The 19,567-nt window shown below is 67.2% G+C and carries 20 protein-coding genes; 6 read left to right on the top strand and 14 right to left on the bottom strand.

Annotated elements, in window-relative coordinates:
• The first annotated feature begins 7 nt into the window (after positions 1-7).
• From Q8M13_RS00910 to lpxK, 3 genes are read left to right on the top strand one after another with little or no spacing between them, the layout of a single operon-like run.
• A complete protein-coding gene (locus Q8M13_RS00910) occupies positions 8-991 on the top strand; it encodes a cation diffusion facilitator family transporter (protein WP_305297736.1) in 984 nt (327 codons plus the stop codon).
• Positions 992-998: 7 nt separating this feature from the next.
• Positions 999-2,255, top strand: coding sequence for a 3-deoxy-D-manno-octulosonic acid transferase (locus Q8M13_RS00915; protein ID WP_305297737.1), 1,257 nt, complete (start codon positions 999-1,001; stop codon positions 2,253-2,255).
• Positions 2,252-3,244, top strand: coding sequence for a tetraacyldisaccharide 4'-kinase (gene lpxK, locus Q8M13_RS00920; protein ID WP_305297738.1), 993 nt, complete (start codon positions 2,252-2,254; stop codon positions 3,242-3,244). Before Q8M13_RS00915 ends, lpxK begins: the two co-directional genes overlap by 4 nt.
• Here lpxK and Q8M13_RS00925 read toward each other — a convergent pair.
• The 5 genes from Q8M13_RS00925 to Q8M13_RS00945 form a co-directional block, all read right to left on the bottom strand.
• Positions 3,241-5,220: a transglycosylase domain-containing protein gene (locus Q8M13_RS00925; RefSeq protein WP_305297739.1), complete on the bottom strand. Its 1,980-nt coding sequence runs from the start codon at positions 5,218-5,220 to the stop codon at positions 3,241-3,243. The genes lpxK and Q8M13_RS00925 overlap by 4 nt on opposite strands.
• Before the next feature lie 74 nt (positions 5,221-5,294).
• Positions 5,295-6,362, bottom strand: a complete 1,068-nt coding sequence (locus tag Q8M13_RS00930; protein ID WP_305297740.1) for a phosphotransferase — start codon at positions 6,360-6,362, stop codon at positions 5,295-5,297.
• A 137-nt stretch (positions 6,363-6,499) separates the two neighbouring features.
• Complete coding sequence (gene purD / locus Q8M13_RS00935) at positions 6,500-7,774, bottom strand: phosphoribosylamine--glycine ligase (protein WP_305297741.1); 1,275 nt, start codon at positions 7,772-7,774, stop codon at positions 6,500-6,502.
• Between the two features lie 77 nt (positions 7,775-7,851).
• Positions 7,852-8,046 (bottom strand): hypothetical protein, encoded by a 195-nt coding sequence (locus tag Q8M13_RS00940; protein ID WP_305297742.1) that lies wholly within the window; start codon positions 8,044-8,046, stop codon positions 7,852-7,854.
• A 24-nt stretch (positions 8,047-8,070) separates the two neighbouring features.
• Complete coding sequence (locus Q8M13_RS00945) at positions 8,071-9,099, bottom strand: 2'-deoxycytidine 5'-triphosphate deaminase (protein WP_305297743.1); 1,029 nt, start codon at positions 9,097-9,099, stop codon at positions 8,071-8,073.
• A gap of 138 nt (positions 9,100-9,237) precedes the next feature.
• Here Q8M13_RS00945 and metZ point away from each other — a divergent pair, with 138 nt between their 5' ends.
• On the top strand, positions 9,238-10,422 hold the full coding sequence (gene metZ / locus Q8M13_RS00950; RefSeq protein WP_305297744.1) for an O-succinylhomoserine sulfhydrylase: 1,185 nt from the start codon (positions 9,238-9,240) through the stop codon (positions 10,420-10,422).
• A 109-nt stretch (positions 10,423-10,531) separates the two neighbouring features.
• Here metZ and Q8M13_RS00955 read toward each other — a convergent pair whose 3' ends face one another.
• Complete coding sequence (locus tag Q8M13_RS00955; protein ID WP_305297745.1) at positions 10,532-10,999, bottom strand: glycine zipper 2TM domain-containing protein; 468 nt, start codon at positions 10,997-10,999, stop codon at positions 10,532-10,534.
• A gap of 361 nt (positions 11,000-11,360) precedes the next feature.
• Here Q8M13_RS00955 and Q8M13_RS00960 point away from each other — a divergent pair, with 361 nt between their 5' ends.
• Both Q8M13_RS00960 and Q8M13_RS00965 read left to right on the top strand, forming a co-directional pair.
• Entirely contained in the window at positions 11,361-11,924 is a 564-nt protein-coding gene (locus Q8M13_RS00960) for an HdeD family acid-resistance protein (protein ID WP_305297746.1), read from the top strand.
• A 102-nt stretch (positions 11,925-12,026) separates the two neighbouring features.
• Positions 12,027-12,695 carry a helix-turn-helix domain-containing protein gene (locus tag Q8M13_RS00965; protein ID WP_305297747.1) on the top strand — a complete coding sequence of 223 codons (669 nt, stop codon included), beginning with the start codon at positions 12,027-12,029 and terminating at the stop codon, positions 12,693-12,695.
• Positions 12,696-12,799: 104 nt separating this feature from the next.
• On the opposite strand, the gene ccoS is transcribed toward Q8M13_RS00965, so the two are convergent.
• The 8 genes from ccoS to Q8M13_RS01005 form a co-directional block, all read right to left on the bottom strand.
• On the bottom strand, positions 12,800-12,967 hold the full coding sequence (gene ccoS / locus Q8M13_RS00970) for a cbb3-type cytochrome oxidase assembly protein CcoS (protein ID WP_305297748.1): 168 nt from the start codon (positions 12,965-12,967) through the stop codon (positions 12,800-12,802).
• Positions 12,964-15,138, bottom strand: coding sequence for a heavy metal translocating P-type ATPase (locus Q8M13_RS00975; protein WP_305297757.1), 2,175 nt, complete (start codon positions 15,136-15,138; stop codon positions 12,964-12,966). Before Q8M13_RS00975 ends, ccoS begins: the two co-directional genes overlap by 4 nt.
• A complete protein-coding gene (locus Q8M13_RS00980) occupies positions 15,135-15,617 on the bottom strand; it encodes a FixH family protein (RefSeq protein WP_305297749.1) in 483 nt (160 codons plus the stop codon). Before Q8M13_RS00980 ends, Q8M13_RS00975 begins: the two co-directional genes overlap by 4 nt.
• Positions 15,614-17,122 (bottom strand): cytochrome c oxidase accessory protein CcoG, encoded by a 1,509-nt coding sequence (ccoG, locus tag Q8M13_RS00985; RefSeq protein ID WP_305297750.1) that lies wholly within the window; start codon positions 17,120-17,122, stop codon positions 15,614-15,616. Before ccoG ends, Q8M13_RS00980 begins: the two co-directional genes overlap by 4 nt.
• A gap of 6 nt (positions 17,123-17,128) precedes the next feature.
• Entirely contained in the window at positions 17,129-17,995 is an 867-nt protein-coding gene (gene ccoP, locus Q8M13_RS00990; protein WP_305297751.1) for a cytochrome-c oxidase, cbb3-type subunit III, read from the bottom strand.
• Positions 17,982-18,161 carry a cbb3-type cytochrome c oxidase subunit 3 gene (locus tag Q8M13_RS00995; RefSeq protein ID WP_305297752.1) on the bottom strand — a complete coding sequence of 60 codons (180 nt, stop codon included), beginning with the start codon at positions 18,159-18,161 and terminating at the stop codon, positions 17,982-17,984. The genes ccoP and Q8M13_RS00995 overlap by 14 nt, the downstream gene beginning before the upstream one ends.
• Positions 18,158-18,892: a cytochrome-c oxidase, cbb3-type subunit II gene (gene ccoO, locus Q8M13_RS01000; RefSeq protein WP_305297753.1), complete on the bottom strand. Its 735-nt coding sequence runs from the start codon at positions 18,890-18,892 to the stop codon at positions 18,158-18,160. Before ccoO ends, Q8M13_RS00995 begins: the two co-directional genes overlap by 4 nt.
• 16 nt (positions 18,893-18,908) lie before the next feature.
• The coding region (locus Q8M13_RS01005; protein ID WP_305297754.1) for a cbb3-type cytochrome c oxidase subunit I at positions 18,909-19,567 on the bottom strand (659 nt) is incomplete at its 5' end.

A 19,567-nucleotide genomic window follows, 5' to 3' on the forward strand; every position in this document is an offset into this window, starting at 1 on the left:
TAGGGTCATGGGCCAAGGCGAACACCATCACGGGCACGAGCATGATCACGATCATGGCGCGCACGCGCACGGCGCATCGCATGCCCACGCGCACGGACCAGGCGGTCACAGCCACGCCCCCAAGGATTTCGGCCGCGCCTTCGCCATCGGCGTAGGGCTGAACTTCGCCTTCGTACTGGTCGAGGCCGGGATCGGCCTTTGGTCGGGCTCGCTGGCGCTGATCGCCGACGCCGGCCACAATCTGTCGGACGTGCTTAGCCTGTTGTTGGCCTGGGGCGCGACGATCCTGGCGAAGTCGGCGCCGACCTCGCGGCGGACCTATGGCCTGCGCAAGGCAACCATCCTCGCCTCCCTGGCCAACGCCGTGCTGCTGCTGGTGGCCGTCGGGGTGATCGTCTCCGAGGCGATCCACCGGTTCAGCGAACCGGCCCCCATCGCCACCATGCCAGTCATGATCGTCGCCGCCATCGGCGTGGTGATCAACACCGCCACGGCGCTGATGTTCATGAAGGGCCACGAGGACCTGAACATCCGCGGCGCCTTCCTGCACATGGCCGCTGACGCCGCAGTTTCGCTGGCCGTGGTGATCGGCGCGGGGCTCATCGCCCTGACCAGTCTCTACTGGATCGACCCGGCGCTCAGCCTGCTGATCGCCGCGGTCATCGTCATCGGCACCTGGGGCCTGCTGCGCGACTCCGTCGACCTGGTCCTCGACGCCGCGCCTAAGGGCATGGATGTCGAGGCCGTGCGCGCCTGGCTGTTGACCCGGCCGGGCGTGACCGAGGTCCACGACCTGCACATCTGGGCCATGAGCACCACGGAAGTCGCCCTGACCGCCCACCTGACTCGACCGTCCAATGACGATGGCGACGCCTTCCTGCACGCGACTTGTGACGGCCTGGCCTCCAAATTCTCGATTGGCCACGCCACCCTGCAGATCGAGGTGGGCGAGGCGGGACCCTGCCGGCTCGCTCACGCTCACGCGATCTGAGCCGCCGTTGCGCCCGCTGTCTCTCGCGCTCTACGCCGCCGCAACCGGCCTTGCCGAACCGCTAGCTCCGGGCCTGCTCGCCCGCCGCGCGGCCCAAGGCAAGGAGGACCCTGCGCGGGTCGCCGAGCGCCTGGGGCGCGCCAGTGTGGCCAGACCACCCGGCCCGCTGGTCTGGCTGCACGGCGTCAGCGTCGGCGAGAGCCTCTCGCTTCTGCCGCTTGCCCAGGCGCTCAACACCCCCGGTCGCACCCTGCTCGTAACATCCGGCACCCGAACCTCGGCCGAACTGCTGGCAAGCCGCCTGCCGCCAGGTGTGATCCATCAGTACGCTCCGGTTGACGGCCCTAAGGCCGTGCGCCGCTTCCTCGACCACTGGCGCCCGGACGCCGGCGTCCTGGTCGAGAGCGAGCTGTGGCCGAACCTGATCCTGGCTGCCAAGGCGCAGGGCGTGAAACTCGCCCTGGTCTCGGCCCGCATGACCCAGGCCAGCGCTGATGGGTGGGCGCGAGCGCCTGGCGCGGCGCGCGCCTTGCTCTCGGCCTTTGATCTGGTCCTGCCGCAGGAGGCGCAAACGGAGGCACGGCTAACCAGGCTGGGCGCCCGGACAGGGCCGCAACTAAACCTCAAGGTCCTGGGCGAGCCCCTGCCCTGCGATCCCGCCGAACTGGCCCGCCTCAAGGCTGCGATTGGCGAGCGCAAGGTGGTGCTGGCCGCCAGCACCCATCCAGGCGAGGAAGAGATCATCGCTCGCGCCTTCCGCGCCGCCGAGGTCGAAGCCCTGTTGATCGTCGCCCCGCGGCATCCAGAACGAGGCGACGCCGTCGCCAAGCTGCTGCGAGACCAGGGCTTCAAGACCGCGCGGCGTAGCGCGGGCGAACCGCTGAGCGCCGACACCCAGGCCTATGTCGCCGACACCCTGGGCGAGATGGGCCTGTTGTTCCGCGCCGCCGACGTGGCGGCGATGGGCGGCAGCTTCGTGCCCGACATCGGTGGGCACAACCCGTTGGAACCCGCCAGGCTGGGCGTCCCGATCGTCACAGGGCCGTACATTTTCAACGCCGCCGCCACCTACGCCCAGATGTTCATTGAGGTCGCCGCCATCGAGACGCCCGACCCCGCAACCCTGACACGTGATCTGCGCGGCCTGCTCACCCAGCCCCTGATCGCCCGCCGCATCGGCGAGGCCGCCCTGACCTATGCCGAGCGCCAGGGCGCGGTGCTGGACGAGGCGCTGGCCCTGCTGAAGCCGCTGCTACCCGCATGAAACTCTCCACCCCCCGCTGGTGGTATGTGCGCGAAGGCGCGCCGGCCCCGGTCACCCGCGCTCTGCTGAAGCCGGTTTCCTGGATCTGGGCGGCGGTCACCGCGCGGCGGATCGCCCGGGCGGTCCCGGTCGATCCGGGCGCGCCGGTGATCTGCGTCGGAAACCTGACGGTAGGAGGCACTGGCAAGACGCCGGTGGTCCGTGAACTGCTGCATCGCCTGCCGGGCGCCCACGGTCTCTCGCGCGGCTATGGCGGCTCCGAGCCCGGCCCGCTGCGGGTCGATCCGCGCATTCATACCGCAGGCGAGGTAGGGGACGAGCCGCTGATGCTGGCGGGCGAGGCCCCAATCTGGATCGCCCGAGACCGAGTGGCCGGCGCCCAGGCTGCGGCGAAGGCCGGGGCGAAGGTCGTCGTCATGGACGACGGCCACCAGAATCCGAGCGTGAAGAAAGCCCTGACCTTCGTGGTCGTCGATGGCGAGACCCGGGACAATAGCTGGCCGCTGGGCGACGGCTCGGTGTTCCCGGCTGGGCCGTTGCGCGAACCGCTAGACGTGGGCCTGGCGCGTGCCGACGCGGTGATCCTGATGCTGCCGGCCGATCTGGCCGAGCCGGACCCCGCCTTGATCCGGACCCTGATCAAGAAGCCGATCCTGATCGCCCGGCTGGATCCCGCCGCCCCGCCGCCTCCGGGGCCGCAGGTCGGTTTCGCCGGGATCGGCATGCCCTGGAAGGTGGAGCGCGCGCTGAAAGCGGCTGGCTGCGAACTGGTGGACTTCGCCAATTTCCCGGACCACTTCGCCTATGACGAGGCGACGCTGAAGATGCTGTCCGACCGCGCCGAGCAGTTCGGCGCCGGGCTAGTCACCACCGAGAAGGACTGGGTGCGGCTGCCGCCGGCCTGGCGCGACCGCATCCACGCCTGGCCGGTGCGCGCGGTCTTCGAGGACGAAGCCGTGCTGGAACGGCTGCTGGCGCCGTTCAGCTAGAACGGAGGTTGCGCCGCTGCCGGCGGGGTCACGGACGGCGCGGGCTCTGCGGCCGGAGCGGCCGGCGCCACGGGCGTCGCTTGGCCATCGATCGGAGGGACTGCCCCATCGACCTGCGGAACCGCTAGCGGATCAATTTCTTCCACGGGAGCTGGCCGCGGTGCGACGGGCGCAAGGCCGATCTGGCGCCCATTCACCCGCACGGCGCCACGGTTCATGGCGAAGCGCGCGAAATCGCGCCAGATCTCGGCCGGAAGCCCGGCGCCCGCCACGCCGTTCATCGGGCTGTTGTCGTCGTTGCCAACCCAGACTCCGATGACCATGTCGCCCACGAAACCGACGAACAAGGCATCGCGGTAGTCCTGGGTCGTTCCGGTCTTGCCGTAGGCGTACTGCGAGACATTGGCGACGTTGCCGGTCCCGAAGGTCACCGCAGCCCGCAGCAGGTCCAGCAGGCCATCGCGCTCGGCGCGCGGCAGTTGACGGGCCGGCGCCACACGAACTTGCGGCACGCCGTAGGGCGTGACCGGAAACTGACCGGCCGCCACACCGGCATAGCCGGCTGTGAGCTCGAGCAGGGTCATCGGGGTGGTGCCGAGCGCCAAGGTCAGGTCATTGGGGAAGTCCGCCTCAACGCCCATGTCTTGGGCGGCCTTCACGACCGCGGCACGGCCGACCTGCTGCGCCAGACGTGCCGCCGCCACGTTCGACGAGCCGGCGAAGGCGTTGCGCAGGTGGATCTCGCGGTTGGCGTAATGGCCCTCGTGGTTCTTCGGCGACCAGTCGGCGATGGTCAGCGGCGCGTCGAGGACCAGGCTGTCGGGAGTCATGCCGCTGCGCAGCGCCGCCTGATAGACGAAGAGCTTGAAGGCTGAGCCCGGCTGGCGCTGAGCGTCGGACACCCGGTTGAACTGGCTGACCTTATAGTCGTCGCCGCCGACCATCACGAGCACCCGGCCATCCGGACGCATGGCGACCAGGGCCGCTTGGGTGGCGTGCAGATAGCCGCCGTGACGCTTCAGCGCCTGGCTGATAATCCGCTCGGCCTGGGCCTGCAGCACCGAGTCCAGCGTTGTCGGCACCAGCACCTCGCCATAGGCGCTCTCGAACGCCCGGCGGGCCTGGGGCGACACCCAGTCGGCGAAATAGGTGCCGACCGGCAGCTTCTCGCGGCCCTGGCGAACTCGGACATTGCGCGCCGCGCGAGCCTGCTGCGGCGTGATGGTCCCAACCTCGACCATGGTGGCCAAAACGATCCGCGCCCGTTCGCGGGCGGCGGGCAGGTCCTCGGTGGGGGCGAGCCGTGAGGGAGCCTTGACCATGCCGGCCAGCATGGCGGCCTCGCCGATGCTCAGGGTCTCGGGCGTCTTGTCGAAATAGTGCTTGGCCGCCGCACGCAGACCGAACACCCCATCGCCGAAATAGACCGTCGACAGATAGCGCGAGAGAATTTCGTCCTTGGAAAGCCGCGCCTCCAGATAGAGTGCGATCAAGGCCTCTTGGGCCTTGCGGCGCAGGCTGCGCTGACTGCTCAGAAAGGCGTTCTTGGCGAGCTGCTGAGTGATTGTCGAACCACCCTGCTGGACCTCGCCCTCACCGACATTGCGCTGGAGCGCACGCGCGATGGCGCGGAAGTCGATGCCGATGTGGCTGTAGAAGCGCCGGTCCTCGATGGCGACGAACGCGCCAGGCACGTGCTTGGGCAGCTTGGTCACATCGACCGGCTGTTCCTTGTAGGAGCCGCGCCGGGCGAAGGGTTTGCCGTCGGCGGTGACCAGGATCAGGGTCGGATTTGGCAGAGGCTCAAGCGCTCGCCCCAGCGGCAGCGACCAGACCATGAAGACGACCAAGGCCACGGCCAACAGCACCGCGCCGCCCGCGATCTGCCAGGGTCGGCGAAGCCAGAAAGGCCGTTTGGCGGCGGCCACGTCCTTCGGCGCGCGCACGGTCTCAGGTGCGCCGGTGGGATCGGTCATGAAATTGCGTGCTCGGACGTTGGCGGCGTGTCAGGGACCCTACCGGCCCTCATCGCACGCCGCCGCGCCGGTTTCTAGGCCCCGGCCTTCTGGGCGTAGGTCCAGGCCGATTTGGCCAGCAACGGCACGCGCTCGGCCATGGCGGCCGCTTGCGGGCTGTTGGCGGTGCCGTCGCGCACCCGCCCGACGATCCCCTGACAGATCCCGGCCAGCCGGAACATGTTGTAGGAGAAGAACCAGTCGAGATCGTGCAGGCCGGTCCGGCCCGTCAGGCGGCAGTATTCGGCGACATATTCGTCGATGCTCGGAATGCCGTGCGCCTTCAGATCAGGGATCTGCGACACCCCGCCGTTCACCCAGTTCATCAGCAGGTAAGTGAAGTCGGCCAGCGGCTCGCCCAGGGTCGACAGTTCCCAGTCGAGCACGGCGATGACGCGCGGCTCGGTCGGATGCAGCACCATGTTGTCGAGGCGATAGTCGCCGTGAACGACCGAGGTCCGCTCCTGAGCCGGCAGGCTCTTGGGCAGGAACTCGATCAGGCGCTCCATCTCTTCCAGGTGGGTCGTTTCCGACGCCTTATATTGCTTGGTCCAGCGGTCGACTTGCCGGCCCATATAGTTGCCGGGCTTGCCGTAATCACCCAGGCCGATGGCCTCGTGGTCGGTGTTGTGCAGGTCGGCCAGGGTCTTGAGCTTGGCCATGAAGATGGCGTGACGCTCTGCCGGTTCATACTGCGGCAGTTGCTGGTCCCAGAGGATGCGGCCCTCGACCATGTCCATGACGTAGAACATCGTGCCGATGACGCTGTCGTCGGTGCAAAGCCCATAGGAGCGCGCCACCGGGAAGCCGGTGGGATACAGGGCCGAGATCACCTTGTACTCCCGATCGACCGCGTGGGCCGAAGGCAGCAGCTTGCCCGGCGGCTTGCGGCGCAGCACGTACTTCTTGGTCGGGGTGACGAGTTGGTAGGTCGGGTTCGACTGGCCGCCCTTGAACTGGCGCACTTCCAGCGGGCCGGCATAACCCTCGACGTTGGCCTCCATCCAGGCCGCTAGCGCGGCCTCGTCGAAACGATGGCTCTCAGCGACTTCCTTGGTGCCGCTGTTCAGCTGCTCGCGCTGTTGCTCCGCGGTGTCGACCATGGCGCTCCCCTTCAATCTCGTACGCTTGTTTGAACCACCATACCGAGACGCCCGCCTAAGGAGCAAGGCGTCAGGCGCCCTCCAAACCGAAACTTCGAAAATACCTGACGCCGGAACACCGGCGCAGTCCGGGAAATCTAGCGCGCGCCCAGGGCCCGCCAACCAATGTCCGTGCGATGGAAGCCGCCCGGCCAGTCGATTTTCGCGATCGCTGCATAGGCCTTGTCGCGGGCTTCCTTCAGGGTCCCCCCACGTGCGCAGACGTTGAGGACGCGACCACCCGCCGCACGCAGCGTCCCGTCGTCATCCCGCGAAGTGCCGGCGTGGAACACCACGACGCCGTCGCCAAAGTCCTGCTCGGCCCCACGGATGATCGAGCCGCTCACCGGGCTTTCCGGATAGCCGTCGGCCGCCAGCACCACACAGATCGCGGCCTCGTCACGCCAGACCGGCGCCGGCGCCTGGGCCAACGTTCCATGTGCGCAGGCCAATAGGTACGGCACGAGGTCGCTTTCGAGCCGCAGCATCAGCACCTGACACTCAGGATCGCCGAAGCGGACGTTGAATTCGACCAGCTTGGGGCCGTCCTTGGTCGCCATCAGCTCGACGAAGAGCACGCCCTTATAGGGCGAACCCTCCGCAGCGATGCCGGCGAAGGCCGGTTCGGCCAGTCGCAGACGGGTCTGCTCGACCAGTTCCGGCGTGAACACCGGGGCTGGCGAATAGGTGCCCATGCCGCCGGTGTTGGGACCGATCTCACCGTCATATGCGCGCTTATGGTCCTGGGCCGAGCCGAAGACGATCGAGTCCTTGCCGTCGCAGAGCGCGAACAGCGAGCCGATCTCACCCTCCAGGAACTCCTCGATCACCACCCGCGCGCCGGCCGCGCCGAACCGGCCGCCCAGGGCGTCGTCAATGGCCGCTTCGGCTTCGGCCCGATCCTGGGCGATGACCACGCCCTTGCCGGCCGCCAGGCCGTCGGCCTTAATCACATAGGGCGGCTGGAAGCCGGCCAGCGCGGCCTTGGCTTCGTCGGCGCTCTCGCAGACCTTGTAAGCCGAGGTCGGCAGACCATGCCGATCGCTGAACGCCTTGGTGAAGGCCTTCGAAGACTCCAGTTGTCCGGCCGCGGCGACGGGCCCGAAGCAGGGAATGGCCGCTGCGTTCAGCGCATCGGCGAGACCCGCCTCGACCGACAGCTCAGGGCCGATAACCACGAGATCGGCCGCGATCTCCTGGGCCAGCGCCACCAGCGCCGGAACGTCCGTGACCTTGAGAGCCCGAAGCTCGCCCAGCGAGGCCATGCCTGGATTTCCAGGCGCCATCACCAGGCGCTTCAACAGCGGCGAGGCCGCGATCTTCCAGGCCAGCGCATGCTCGCGCCCGCCCGAGCCGACGAGAAGAATGTTCATGGCCCCGCCTTTCGCGCGGGCGGGCGCGGCGGTCAAGAAGCGGTGCTGGCCTGAGCGCGCATATCAACCATCAAAGGTCAGTGCCCCCAGAACTGCCAGCCCAGGTCGGCCATTGCGACCGCGGCCTTCAAGACCGGCATGGCGGGGAGCAGGACAAGGTCGGCCTCGGTAATCCGCCAGACCACCGCGCCGCCGACGAAGAACAGGCCAAGCACGACCGCCGCCGTTCCCAGCCCGACACTCATCGTCCATCGGTCGTCGCGCGGCGGCATGCCAACTTCCCCCGAGGCCCAGCCTCAGCTCCAGATACGGAAGTGCTTGGAGAGCTTCAACCCCTGGCGCTGATAGTGGGAACCCTGGTCGCCATAGAGCCGCGACGGTTTGGCGGTGAGCGGCTCGTAGACCAATCGCGCGACGGTCTGGCCGTCCTCCAGCAGGAATGGGGTCTCGTGACTGCGCACTTCGAGCACGCCGCGCGATCCCACGCCCCCCGCCTCTTCGGTGCCAAAACCCGGATCGAAGAAGCCGGCATAGTGCACGCGGAATTCGCCCACCGAAGGATCGATCGGCGTCATTTCGGCGGCTTCCATCACCGGGATCTCGACGGCCTCCTTGGAGGCCAGGATGTAGAATTCGCCCGGATCGAGCAGCAGTTCGCCGCGACGCGGGACCAGGGGTTCCCAGAAGTCCTTCGGATCGTGGCCGTCCACGTGGTCCATATCGACGACGCCGGCGTGACGCCGCGCGCGGAAGCCAGCGATGCCGTCGGATAGATCGACGCCGACGCTGCGGATCGACAGTTTCGGTGGGTCGCCGCGCTTGAGACGAAGCTGGTTCAGGCGGGTGTTGGTCCGCACCAGGATCGAGAAGGTCTGAGGCGCGATCTCAATGTAGGTCGGCCCGACATAGCCCTCGGAGACGTCGTCGAAAGCTACGGAATTGTTGGTGAGCAACCGCACGAAGACATCTACCCGCCCGGTCGAGCTCTTCGGGTTAGCCCGCGCCGAGATGCCCTTGGGCAGCGCCAGGGCCTCCTGCAGTTCGGCGATATAGACGCAGCCACGCTCCAGAACCGCGCCCTTGGTGAGGTCGAGCTCGTGCATCGCCACGTCTTCCAGGCGCTGCGGCACGGTGCGGCCAAGCCCAGGCAGGAACGAGGCCCGCACCCGCCAGGCGCGCGCGCCCAGCCGCAGGTCGAGGCTCGCCGGTTGGACCTGATCAAGATCAAAAGGCTTGGCGGACGTGATGGCGCCGGACGCGATCAGGTCATCAATGGATTGGCAGGGCAGAATGCCGGAGGAACTGCTGGACGGGGCGTCGATCATCGCCGCGACACTCGCCGTCCCTCGCGCATCTGGCAAGGCTTAGCCGCCGGGCAGCTGCAAGCTGCGTCAGATTTTCCACTGTGGCGGCGGCCCGAGCTGGGGTTTAGAAGGCGCTGCTTCTGTTGGAAGGATAGGAACATGGCCGAAGACCCGCGCGATTGGCAGCAGGAAACCAAGCTGGTGCGCGGCGGTATGGCCCGCTCGCCGTACGGCGAGATTTCCGAAGCCCTATATCTGACCCAGAGCTTCTCGTACGACACCGCCGGCGCGGCCGATAAACGGTTCTCCGGCGAGGATCCGGGCTTCATCTACCAACGCTTCGGCAACCCGACGACGCAGATGTTCGAGGACCGCCTCGCCCTGCTGGAGGGCGCCGAGGCCTGCCGCGCCACCGCCTCTGGGATGGCCGCCGTGCATGTGGCCCTGCAAGGCCTGGTCCGGGCCGGCGACCACATCGTGGCCGGACGCGCCCTCTTCGGTTCGTGCCGCTGGATCCTGTCGGAGTGGATGCCCCGCTTTGGGGTCGACATCACCTATGTCGACGCCACCGACCTGGACGCGTGGAAGAATGCCGTGCGGCCCAACACCAAGGCCTTCCTGGTCGAGACCCCGGCTAATCCGCTGCTCGAAATAACCGATGTCGCCGCCGTGGCGAAGATCGCCCATGAGGCTGGCGCAAAGCTGGTGGTCGACAATGTCTTCGCGACGCCGATCTTCCAGAAGCCCCTGGCGCTGGGCGCCGACATCGTCGTCTATTCGGCGACCAAGCATATCGACGGTCAGGGGCGCGTGCTGGGCGGCGCGATCCTGGGCGCCGAGCCGCTGATGACGGAGTCCTACAAGGACATCCTGCGCCACACCGGCCCGGCCCTGTCGCCGTTCAACGCCTGGGTCCTGCTGAAGGGCCTGGAGACCATGGAGCTGCGGGTCACGCGGCAGACCGAGAACGCCGCCAAGATCGCTGACGTGATCGGCGCGCACGCCAAGGCCAAGACCGTGCTCTACCCGGCCCGCGCCGACCACCCGCAGGCCGAGATCGTCGCCAAGCAGATGAGCGGCGGCGGCACGGTCGTGGCTTTCGACCTCGGCAGCCGCGAGGCCGCCTGGCGGTTCCTCGACGCGCTCGACATCGTCGATATTTCCAACAACCTCGGCGACGCCAAGTCGATGGCGACCCATCCGTCGACCACAACCCACCGCTCCATGCCCGAAGAGCAGCGGCTGGAAATCGGCCTGACCGAAGGTTGGGTGCGGATGAGCGTCGGCCTGGAGAGCGTGATCGACCTCACCCGGGACGTCAGCCGGGCCCTCGACGGCGCCTGATCGGCTCCCATCCCAGCACAAACTCAGCAAGCGCCCTGTCTAGGGCAGAGCGCTTGCCGCCTTGTCTGAATAATCATGCGCTCGGCTGGGTTGCCGAGCGCGGCGCTGACTATCGGCTGACCCGCGTATTGACGCCGTCGGACGTCACTCGGACCCGATCACCGACCCGGAAGTCGTTGACTCCGCCGGGTTGAACCACGGCCACGTTATTGCCGTTGTCCAGCTTGACGGTCAGTTCGAGGCCGGGCGTGTTCTGCGATCCCTGAATGGCGCTGCCGAGCGCGCCGCCGGCCACCGCACCGGCCACCGCGCCAGCCGCGTTAGCGGCCGTGCCGCCCCCGATCTGACTGCCGGCCAAGCCGCCAAGAACCGCACCGGTTCCAGTGCCGACCATGGTGCTGTCGGGGCGGATGTTCACCGGGCGAATACTGAGGATCGACCCGAATTCCACCGACTGCGCCCGCATCGCCTCACCGCGGCCGTAAGAATTGGCGGTCGGCGTCGCTGTACAGCCGGCAATGAGAAGTCCCGACACCAGAGCAGGGATCAAGAAAATGCGACGATCGTTAAGATTCATATTGGCTCTCCAAGAGCTCCGCGACCCTATCGCCGCGCAACATTTTCCCCGACCGACTGAAATGGCTACACCACACTCATAGGTCGTCAAGGGTCGAATTTCGATCAATGCCTGTCGCTTACAGGCCGTGTCTCAACATGACAGTCGCCTGGTAAACTCTGCCTGAGCGCCAAAAACCAAATATAGATCAGCGCTTTCCGGGTACGAACCACAGGTTTCACCTGACGGGGGCGCATTGCCGACTGGCGGGGGTCTACCGATCGTCGACTCGTCGACACGTCTTCCCTTCGCCGCTGGTTGCGATCATGCTCGCCCATGCGGCGAGTAGTCGCCAAAAACAAGCCAGGGATGGGAGACGCCAATGGCAGCTTTCAGGTTCACATCCGACGAGACGGCGGCTGAACCCGTATGGGTTCGTGCGCTGCTTGGCGGCGTCCTGCTCCTCGGCGGGATTTTCGTGTTGGCCGACATCATGCTGGTCAAGACCGTCAGCGCCTTGGTCATAGGCGGCGCGGCCGTCGTCGCCGGCGGGTTCGAGCTCATCCACGCCTTCTGGACCAAGGGCTGGGCCAGCGCGACGCCGCGCATCCTGCTCGGTTTCCTCTATGTGGTGTTCGGCGTCGTCCTGCTCACCCAGCCAGCCTTCCGGGGCGTGTTCCTGACCTACGCCCTTGGTTTCGCCCTGGTGCTGTCCGGACTGGTTCGCTTGCCGGTCGGCTTCCGACTGCGCACCTCGATCGGGCGCCTGCTGATCATGCTGTCCGGCGTGTTCGGAATCGTCGCGGGTCTGATCATACTGAGTGGCTGGCCGATCTCAGGCATCCAGGTGATCGGCGCCCTGCTGGCGATCGACCTGATCTCCCAGGGCATCGGCTGGCTGGTGGTCGCCTGGTGGCGCGGCCCGGGCTTGTCATCCGCCCTCTAGAGCGGCGAGTTGGCGGGGCGACTCGGCAACTCCGTAGCTTTACTTAGGGGACGCTCCGGAATTTTGGGCCCGCAGCCTAGGGTCTAGCTTCGAGATCAGCCGATGGAGGGCGTGATCTTGATGCACATGGTCAATGAGTTCCGCGCCGCGCCTCGCGAACTGAGCCAGCCCACCGACCTGATGGGCGCGATCGGCGTTCGTATGGCCTTTGCCAAGGACGAGGAGATCTACGGCCAAGGCGAGGCGACCGATTTCGTCTATCGCCTCGTGCACGGCACGGTCCGCACCTCGCATTTCATGGCCGACGGCCGCCGTCCGATTGGCGACTTCTATTATGACGGCGAGCTCTTTGGTCTGGAGACCCGCTCCCAGCACGGCCTCACCGCCGAGGCGTTGAGCGACTGCATCGTCCTGGTCGCCAGCCGCAAAGCGCTCATCGCGGCCGGCGGGGACGAAGAACTTCGACAACTCATCTGGAAGGCGACCGTGCGCGACCTTGATCGCGCGCGCGAACATCTGAGCCTGCTCGTCCGCAAGAGCGCGTCGGAACGGGTCGCCAGCTTTCTGATGGGTCTGGCCGATCGGTGCTGTGACGAGGTCGTTGAATTGGCCATGGGCCGCCAGGACATGGCTGACTATCTTGGCCTGACCATTGAGACGGTGTCGCGGATGATCACTCAGTTGCAGTCGGCGAAGGTCGTGGAGTTCAAGTCCTGTCGGCAGTTCCGCATCACCGACCGGGACGCTCTGCTGGACATGGCGGCCGGCTAAGCCCCAGCCTCGCCCGGCGAACTTCGCGGGCCGACTGCATCACAAAACAAGCTCGCGCGGTTCGGCGGACCGGGTGCTGAGCACCGCGCTCACGCCTCGCGCGCCTAAGCCTCACGTGCGTCAGGCCTGTCCAACGGGTCCTCGATCAGGATGCGTGAGGCGTCGCCCATCGGGTCGTCGTACTGGCCGCTACGCAGCGTCCACCAGAATGCGCCCAGCCCCACCAGCGCGATCATCACCGACAGCGGCGCGAGAAGCATGAAGATGCTCATGAGGTTTTTCCTCGCCCGGTCCGCAGGGCGTTCAAGGTGACCGCCAGCGACGATCCGGACATGGCGAGCGCCGCGACGAAGGGGTTGATGAACCCGAACATGGCCGCGGGCGCGGCGATGAGATTGTAGAGCGCGGCGAAAGCGAAGTTCTCCAACGCCCTGCGGCGCGCCGAACGCGCCACATCGAGCGCGGCGACCACCGCGCCAAGCCCCTCGCCCGAAAACACCAGATCGGCGGCGTTCTGGCTGGCGTCGAGCGCCGAGCCGGGCGCCATGGCGGCATGGGCGTTGGCGAGCGCCGGAGCGTCGTTGAGGCCGTCCCCGACCATCAGCACACGGCGTCCGTCGCGGCCGCGCGCGGCGATCGCCTCGGACTTCTCGGCCGGCGTGAGGCCGGCGCGCCAGGTTTCAATGCCGAGCGCGGCCGCGACCTTGGCCACCGGCGCGGCGAGATCGCCGGAGAGTATCTCGACGGTCAGGCCTCTCTGGCGCAAGGCCGCGATGGTTTCGGCTGCGTCGGGGCGGATAGCATCGGCGAAGGCGAAGCGAATTTTGGTGTCGTCATCGAAGCCGAACCATAGTTCGGTTTCGCTGGGGGCCGCGCCTGGCACGCCCACGAAGCCGGCGCGGCCAAGCCGGGCGCGGCGCCCCGCGATCCAGCCTTCGACGCCTTGGCCAGGTGTTTCAGTCACATCTTCGGCCAGGGAGGAAACCCCAGCCTGGGCCGACAACGCCCTGGCGAGGGGGTGAGCCGACGCTCGCGCCAACGGCGCGGCCATCGCGATGGCCGCGGGGATCGGATCGAGCAAACGCGGACGCCCCTCGGTCAGGACGCCGGTCTTGTCGAAAACCACGTGATCGACCTCGGCCAACCGCTCGAGCGCCGCCCCGGACTTGACCAGCACGCCGCGTCGGAACAGCCGTGCTGAGGCGGTGATCTGCACCGCCGGTACGGCCAGGCCGAGCGCGCAGGGGCAGGTGATGATCAGGACAGCGACCGCCCGCAACAGGGCCTCACGCGGGCCAAGCCCCAAGGCCCAACCACCCAGGAAGGTGATCGCCGCGGCGCTATGCACCACCGGCACGTAGAGGGCCGCAGCCTTGTCGGCCAGACGCACATAGAGCGAGCGCGACTGCGCCCCGGCCTCGACCAGCCGCGCGATGGCGGCGACGGCCGAGTCCTCCGACCGCGCGGTCGCGCGCAGGCGCAGCGTTCCGGTGAGATTCAGCGCGCCGGCGCGACAGATGTCGTTTAGCCCGGCGCGAACCGGCGCTGTCTCGCCAGTCAGCAGGGCGTTGTCGAGCTCCGACACGCCGCCCTCGATCACGCCATCCACTGGGATACGCTCGCCGGGCCGCACCAGCAAAAGGTCTCCTGCGCGGACGTCGTCCAGAGGCGTGCGATGCTCCACGCCTCCCTCGCCCACCACCACCGCGGCAGGCGCCTGCATCGCCAGCAGGTCGGAGGCGGCGCTGCGGGCGTTGGCGCGCAGTCGATGGTCCAGCCACCGACCGATCAGCAGCAGGAAAAGAAGCGAAACGGCGGCGTCGAAATAGGTGTCCGCGCCGCCGAGGACGGTTTCCACGAAACTGATGAGCAGGGTCAGGATCACGCCGATGGAGATCGGCACGTCCATGTTCGCCCGACCCTTGCGAAGCGATCGCCAGGCCGAGGTGAAGAACGGCATGCCCGCGTAGATCGCGCAGGGAGCGGCGATCGCCGCGCTCATCCACTGCATCAAGGTCCGGGTCGCCGGCCCCAGTTCCTGGCCAAACAGCCCGGCCCAGATCGGCACCGAAAACATCATCGCATTGCCGGCGCCGAAGGCGGCCACGCCCAGCGCCATGCTCAGGCGCCGCCCCTCGGCGTCATGGGCGGCGAGCGCCTTGGCCGGATCGAACGGCGTGGCCGGGTAGCCGAGGCCGTCGAGCCGTTCCAGCACCGCGCCGGCGTCGTCGCGGCCGCGCTCAAAGGCGACGGAGAGCTTGCCAGTCGTCAGGTTCAGCCGCGCCGAGGACACGCTCGGCATGGCGGTGATCTCGCGCTCGATCTTCGAAAGGCACGCCGCGCAGCGCGCGCCCTTGACCAGCAAGTCTATCGACGGCCGCCCATCCTCCCCGTCCCGCATGAACGCCGAGAAGTCCTGGTGTTCCAGCACATGTGAAGTCATGGCCATGTCAGTCGGCGCTCCCCTTCAAAGAGCTCCGAACCGGCGCCTTGGGCGGCGAAGTGCAGATCCCAGGCCCCCGAGCCGGGGCCGGCCTTGGCGACATAGCGGCCGGCGGAGACTTCGGAGAACTTCAGGCCAATCTGGCCCGCCTGGGTGGCGGGACGCCGCAACACGCCCTCGACCTTCAGGCCCGTGAGGAGCTTGCCAGCGCGGTCGCGCAAAGCGACCTCCACGCCCTCCGCCGCGTTCGTCGCCGTCGCGCTCCAGCCCAGTTCGGCTTGGGCGCGACGCTGGGCGACGGTGCGGTTAAAGCCTATCCCGTCCTCGTACGGCGTCTCGGACACCTGTCCCGGGAAGGTGCGGTAGGCCGCGACCAGGAAGTAGGCGTTCACGGCGATGATCACCCCGAAGAAGGCGATGACCGCGAAGAGGACGTGGCGCCCACTGATGCGGAAGCCGGGCTCGTTCGGAGACGTCATTGGCTGTTCGCAGCTCCAGACAGGAAGGTGGTGACCGTCCGCATTTCCTCGCGCGACGACCGCACAACGAAGGTCGCCGGCAGGTTCGGCGCGCTCAGCGCCTCGGGCGGCAAGGTGACGAACACACGAACGGCGCGGACTTCGTTGGCCGGAACCTCGACCGTGATGGTCTTTGCGGTCACTACCGATCCCGGCGTCTTCAGCACCGCGGCGGGCTGCCCCTCCAAGGCGATCGTCATCTGCTCGGGCTGGAAGCTGCGGTTGGCGACCTTCAAGGTGTAGCCGTTGCGAACAGCGCCATCGTGCAGACGCACGAACACCGGATTTCGGTCCCGCAGCACGTGCAGGTCCAGCGTCGTGCGTGTCGCCAAACCCCAGATCATCAGGGCAGACAGCGCCGCCAGGGCTACGGCGTAGAACACCGTCCGCGAGCGTACCAAGCGGTAGACAGCCGGCCGGCCGGCGGCGCGAGCCTCGACCGCAGCGTCGGTGTCATAGGCGATCAGGGCGGTCGGGCGATCGACCTTGATCATCACCTCGTCGCAGGCGTCGATGCAGAGGCCGCAATTGATGCACTCAAGCTGGGAGCCATCGCGGATGTCGATGCCCATCGGGCAGGCGGTGACGCACTGGTTGCAGTCGACGCAGTCGCCACGCCCGCTCCAATCGGTCCCCTTCTTGTGGGCGCCGCGCGGCTCGCCCCGGTCATGGCGATAGGTGACCTGCAGGGAATTGGCGTCGAGCATCGCGCCCTGGATGCGCGGCCAAGGGCACATGTAGACGCAGACCTGCTCGCGCATCAGTCCGGCGAAGACATAGGTCGTGAAGGTCAGCAGGGCGGCGAAGACGTAGCCGGTGATCGGCCCCTGCCCGATCCAGAAATCGTGCAGGAGACTCGGCGCGTCATGGAAATAGAAGATCCATGCGCCGCCGGTGGCGAAGGCGATCGCCAGCCAGACCGCGTGCTTGCCGATCTTCCGCCAGGCCTTGTTGAAGGACCAGGGCGCCGCGTCGAGCCGCATGCGGGCGTTGCGATCGCCTTCGAACATCCGCTCGACATAGATGAACAGGTCGGTCCAGACCGTCTGTGGGCATGAGTAACCGCACCACAGCCGGCCGAACAGTGCGGTGACCAGGAAGAGGGCCAACGCAGCGATCACCAGCAGGCCGGTGATGAAATGCACCTCCTGCGGCCAGAGCTGGATGTCGAAGAAGTAAAAGCGTCGGCCAGCGAAATCGACCAGCACCGCCTGGTCGGGAAGATTTCCCGGTCGGGACCAGCGGATCCACGGCGTCACGTAATAGATCGCCAAGGTGGCGATCAGGACCGCCCACTTGATCGCCCGCCACCGGCCATGGACCAGCTTTGGATAGATCGGCGTACGCGGCTTGTACAAACCGCCGCCCGGACCTCCGCTGGCGCGGACCCGAGCGGCGGCCGAGACAGGACCCTTGCCGGTGGGGGCCGGCTTGGAGGGCTGGGTCCGGTCTATGACGACAGTCATGGCGCTCTATTGCCCCCCGGCGTTGGCGTGGATGTAGACGGCCAGCGCCTTCAAGGTTTCGGGATCGAAGCGGTTCTTCCAGGACGGCATGACGCCGCCCTTGCCGGCCCAGATCTGCCCGCGGATATCGGCGCGCGAGGAACCGTAGAGCCACTCTTGGTCGGTCAGGTTCGGCGCGCCCTTGGTCTGGTCGCCCAGTCCGGCCGGGCCGTGGCACGAGGCGCATTGAGCCTCATAGATCGGCGCGGCGCGCGTCACCGCGGCGGCGTCGGCCTTGCGCCGCGAAAGCGCAACCACGTACTCGGTGAGGTCGCCGATTTCGGCCGCGGTCAGCATCTGGTCGCGACCAAATGCCGGCATCTGCGAGAACCGGGTGTCTGGATGATCCGAGCGGATGCCGACCTCGATGGTCCGGTGAATGTCGCTGAGCGAGCCGCCCCACAGCCACACGTCGTCGCGCAGGTTGGCGTAGCCCTTGGTCCCGACGCCGCCGGTGCCGTGGCAGGTTGCGCAGTTGTCGCCGAAGACCGACTGGCCGATCGCCTGGGCGTAGGCCTGCAGCTCGGGGTCAGCCTCGATTTCCTCGAGCGAAGCCTTCTGCAGCTTGGCCGCCTGCGCGCCGCGCAGCTCCTTCAGGCCCTGCAGCTCGCGCACCACGTCGGCGCGGTCCGATTGCCCGAGAACGCCTTTCGTGTAGCCGCTGACACCCGGCCAGGCCGGCATCAGCACCCAATACACGATGGCCACCACGATCCCGGCGTAGAATACGTACAGCCACCAGCGCGGCAGCGGATTATCCAGCTCGCGGATGCCGTCCCACTCGTGGCCCGTGGTCTCGACGCCCGTGACCTCGTCGGTCTCACGCTTCGACATCGGGAGCCTCATTGTCTTGTAGGGGAAGGCTGGCGAGGCGCTTGAACGCCGCGCCGTTACGGGGCCAAAGCGCATAGGCGACGCCGCAGGCGAAGATGGCGGAGAAGTAGATCAGCCCGCCCTGCTGGGCGAAGCGCGCCACGGTTTCGTAGGTCAAGTCGCTCATCGCCGGTTCTCCGGCGCCTCGGCCTGGTAGGTCGAGAAATCGACCAGGGTGCCGAGCATCTGGAGATAGGCCACCAGGGCGTCCATCTCGGTCAGGCGATCAGGATCGCCGTCGAAGTCGCGCTGCAGGACCTTGCCGCCATAGCGGTTCTGGAACTTGGTCGGCGCGGCGAATGGGTCGGCCTGGGTCTCAAGATCTTCCTTGGCGTTGTCGATCATGTCCTGGGTGTAGGGCACGCCCACCCGGGTCATGGCCCGGATCTTGTCCTCGATCGCCCGGTAGTCGAGCGTCTTCTTGGCCAGGAAGGCGTAGGGCGGCATGACCGATTCCGGCACCACCGAGCGGGGGTCGATCAGGTGGTCGGTGTGCCAGCCGTCGGAGTACTTGCCCCCGACGCGCGCCAGGTCAGGCCCGGTGCGTTTCGACCCCCACTGGAACGGGTGGTCGTACATGCTCTCGGCCGCCAGGCTGTAGTGACCATAGCGTTCGACCTCGTCGCGCAGCGGGCGGATCATCTGCGAGTGGCAGGTGTAGCAGCCCTCGCGGATGTAGATGTCGCGGCCTTCGAGCTCGAGCGGGGTGTAGGGCCGCACGCCCTCCACCTTCTCGATGGTGCTCTCCAGATAGAAGAGCGGCGCGATCTCAACGATGCCGCCGATCGAGACGACGATCAGGATGGCGATGACGAGCGGCAGCGAGTTGCGCTCAAGCTTGGTGTGATGTTTCCACATGGTGTGATTAAGGCCCCTACTCGGCCGCGATGAGCGCGGGCGCGGGCGCCGCCAGGCTCTGCGCGCTGGGCGCTGAGCTGGGCATGCGGACGGTGCGCCACAGGTTGTAGGACATGATCACCGCGCCGGAGAGGTACATGAGACCCCCGATGGTGCGGATGACGTTCTCGATGTGCTTGGCCGCGACGGTCTCGACGAAGGAGTTCGCGAGGAAGCCTTGGGGCGTGTATTCCCGCCACATCAGGCCTTCCATGATGCCGGAGACCCACATCGCGCAGCTGTAGAGAAGGTTCCCGAGCGTCGCGATCCAGAAGTGCCACTCGGCCAGGCGGTTGGAGTAGAGCTTCTCCTTCTTCCACAGCCACGGAACCAGGCAGTACATCGCCCCGAAGGAGATGAAGCCGACCCAGCCGAGCGCGCCGGAGTGCACGTGGCCGATGGTCCAGTCGGTGTAGTGGCTGAGCGAGTTGACCTCGCGGATAGACATCAGCGGACCTTCGAAGGTCGACATGCCGTAGAAGGCGATGGACACCGCCATCATCCGGATCACCGGGTCGGTGCGTAGCTTGTCCCAGGCGCCCGACAGCGTCATCAGGCCGTTGATCATCCCGCCCCAGGACGGCATCCACAGCATGATCGAGAAGGTCATGCCCAGGGTCTGCGCCCACTGCGGCA

Origin of the sequence: Phenylobacterium sp., assembly GCF_030681155.1 — a bacterium.
In the GTDB taxonomy this organism is placed as follows: domain Bacteria; phylum Pseudomonadota; class Alphaproteobacteria; order Caulobacterales; family Caulobacteraceae; genus Phenylobacterium.

What these genes read in the sequence shown, in the direction of transcription:
- Q8M13_RS00910 (WP_305297736.1), top strand. Translation starts at nt 8, where the DNA reads ATGGGCCAAGGCGAACACCATCACGGGCACGAGCATGATCACGATCAT.
- lpxK (WP_305297738.1), top strand. Translation starts at nt 2,252, where the DNA reads ATGAAACTCTCCACCCCCCGCTGGTGGTATGTGCGCGAAGGCGCGCCG.
- Q8M13_RS00925 (WP_305297739.1), bottom strand. Translation starts at nt 5,220, where the DNA reads ATGACCGATCCCACCGGCGCACCTGAGACCGTGCGCGCGCCGAAGGAC.
- Q8M13_RS00930 (WP_305297740.1), bottom strand. Translation starts at nt 6,362, where the DNA reads ATGGTCGACACCGCGGAGCAACAGCGCGAGCAGCTGAACAGCGGCACC.
- purD (WP_305297741.1), bottom strand. Translation starts at nt 7,774, where the DNA reads ATGAACATTCTTCTCGTCGGCTCGGGCGGGCGCGAGCATGCGCTGGCC.
- Q8M13_RS00940 (WP_305297742.1), bottom strand. Translation starts at nt 8,046, where the DNA reads ATGCCGCCGCGCGACGACCGATGGACGATGAGTGTCGGGCTGGGAACG.
- Q8M13_RS00945 (WP_305297743.1), bottom strand. Translation starts at nt 9,099, where the DNA reads ATGATCGACGCCCCGTCCAGCAGTTCCTCCGGCATTCTGCCCTGCCAA.
- metZ (WP_305297744.1), top strand. Translation starts at nt 9,238, where the DNA reads ATGGCCGAAGACCCGCGCGATTGGCAGCAGGAAACCAAGCTGGTGCGC.
- Q8M13_RS00955 (WP_305297745.1), bottom strand. Translation starts at nt 10,999, where the DNA reads ATGAATCTTAACGATCGTCGCATTTTCTTGATCCCTGCTCTGGTGTCG.
- Q8M13_RS00960 (WP_305297746.1), top strand. Translation starts at nt 11,361, where the DNA reads ATGGCAGCTTTCAGGTTCACATCCGACGAGACGGCGGCTGAACCCGTA.
- Q8M13_RS00965 (WP_305297747.1), top strand. Translation starts at nt 12,027, where the DNA reads ATGGAGGGCGTGATCTTGATGCACATGGTCAATGAGTTCCGCGCCGCG.
- ccoS (WP_305297748.1), bottom strand. Translation starts at nt 12,967, where the DNA reads ATGAGCATCTTCATGCTTCTCGCGCCGCTGTCGGTGATGATCGCGCTG.
- Q8M13_RS00975 (WP_305297757.1), bottom strand. Translation starts at nt 15,138, where the DNA reads ATGACTTCACATGTGCTGGAACACCAGGACTTCTCGGCGTTCATGCGG.
- Q8M13_RS00980 (WP_305297749.1), bottom strand. Translation starts at nt 15,617, where the DNA reads ATGACGTCTCCGAACGAGCCCGGCTTCCGCATCAGTGGGCGCCACGTC.
- ccoG (WP_305297750.1), bottom strand. Translation starts at nt 17,122, where the DNA reads ATGACTGTCGTCATAGACCGGACCCAGCCCTCCAAGCCGGCCCCCACC.
- ccoP (WP_305297751.1), bottom strand. Translation starts at nt 17,995, where the DNA reads ATGTCGAAGCGTGAGACCGACGAGGTCACGGGCGTCGAGACCACGGGC.
- Q8M13_RS00995 (WP_305297752.1), bottom strand. Translation starts at nt 18,161, where the DNA reads ATGAGCGACTTGACCTACGAAACCGTGGCGCGCTTCGCCCAGCAGGGC.
- ccoO (WP_305297753.1), bottom strand. Translation starts at nt 18,892, where the DNA reads ATGTGGAAACATCACACCAAGCTTGAGCGCAACTCGCTGCCGCTCGTC.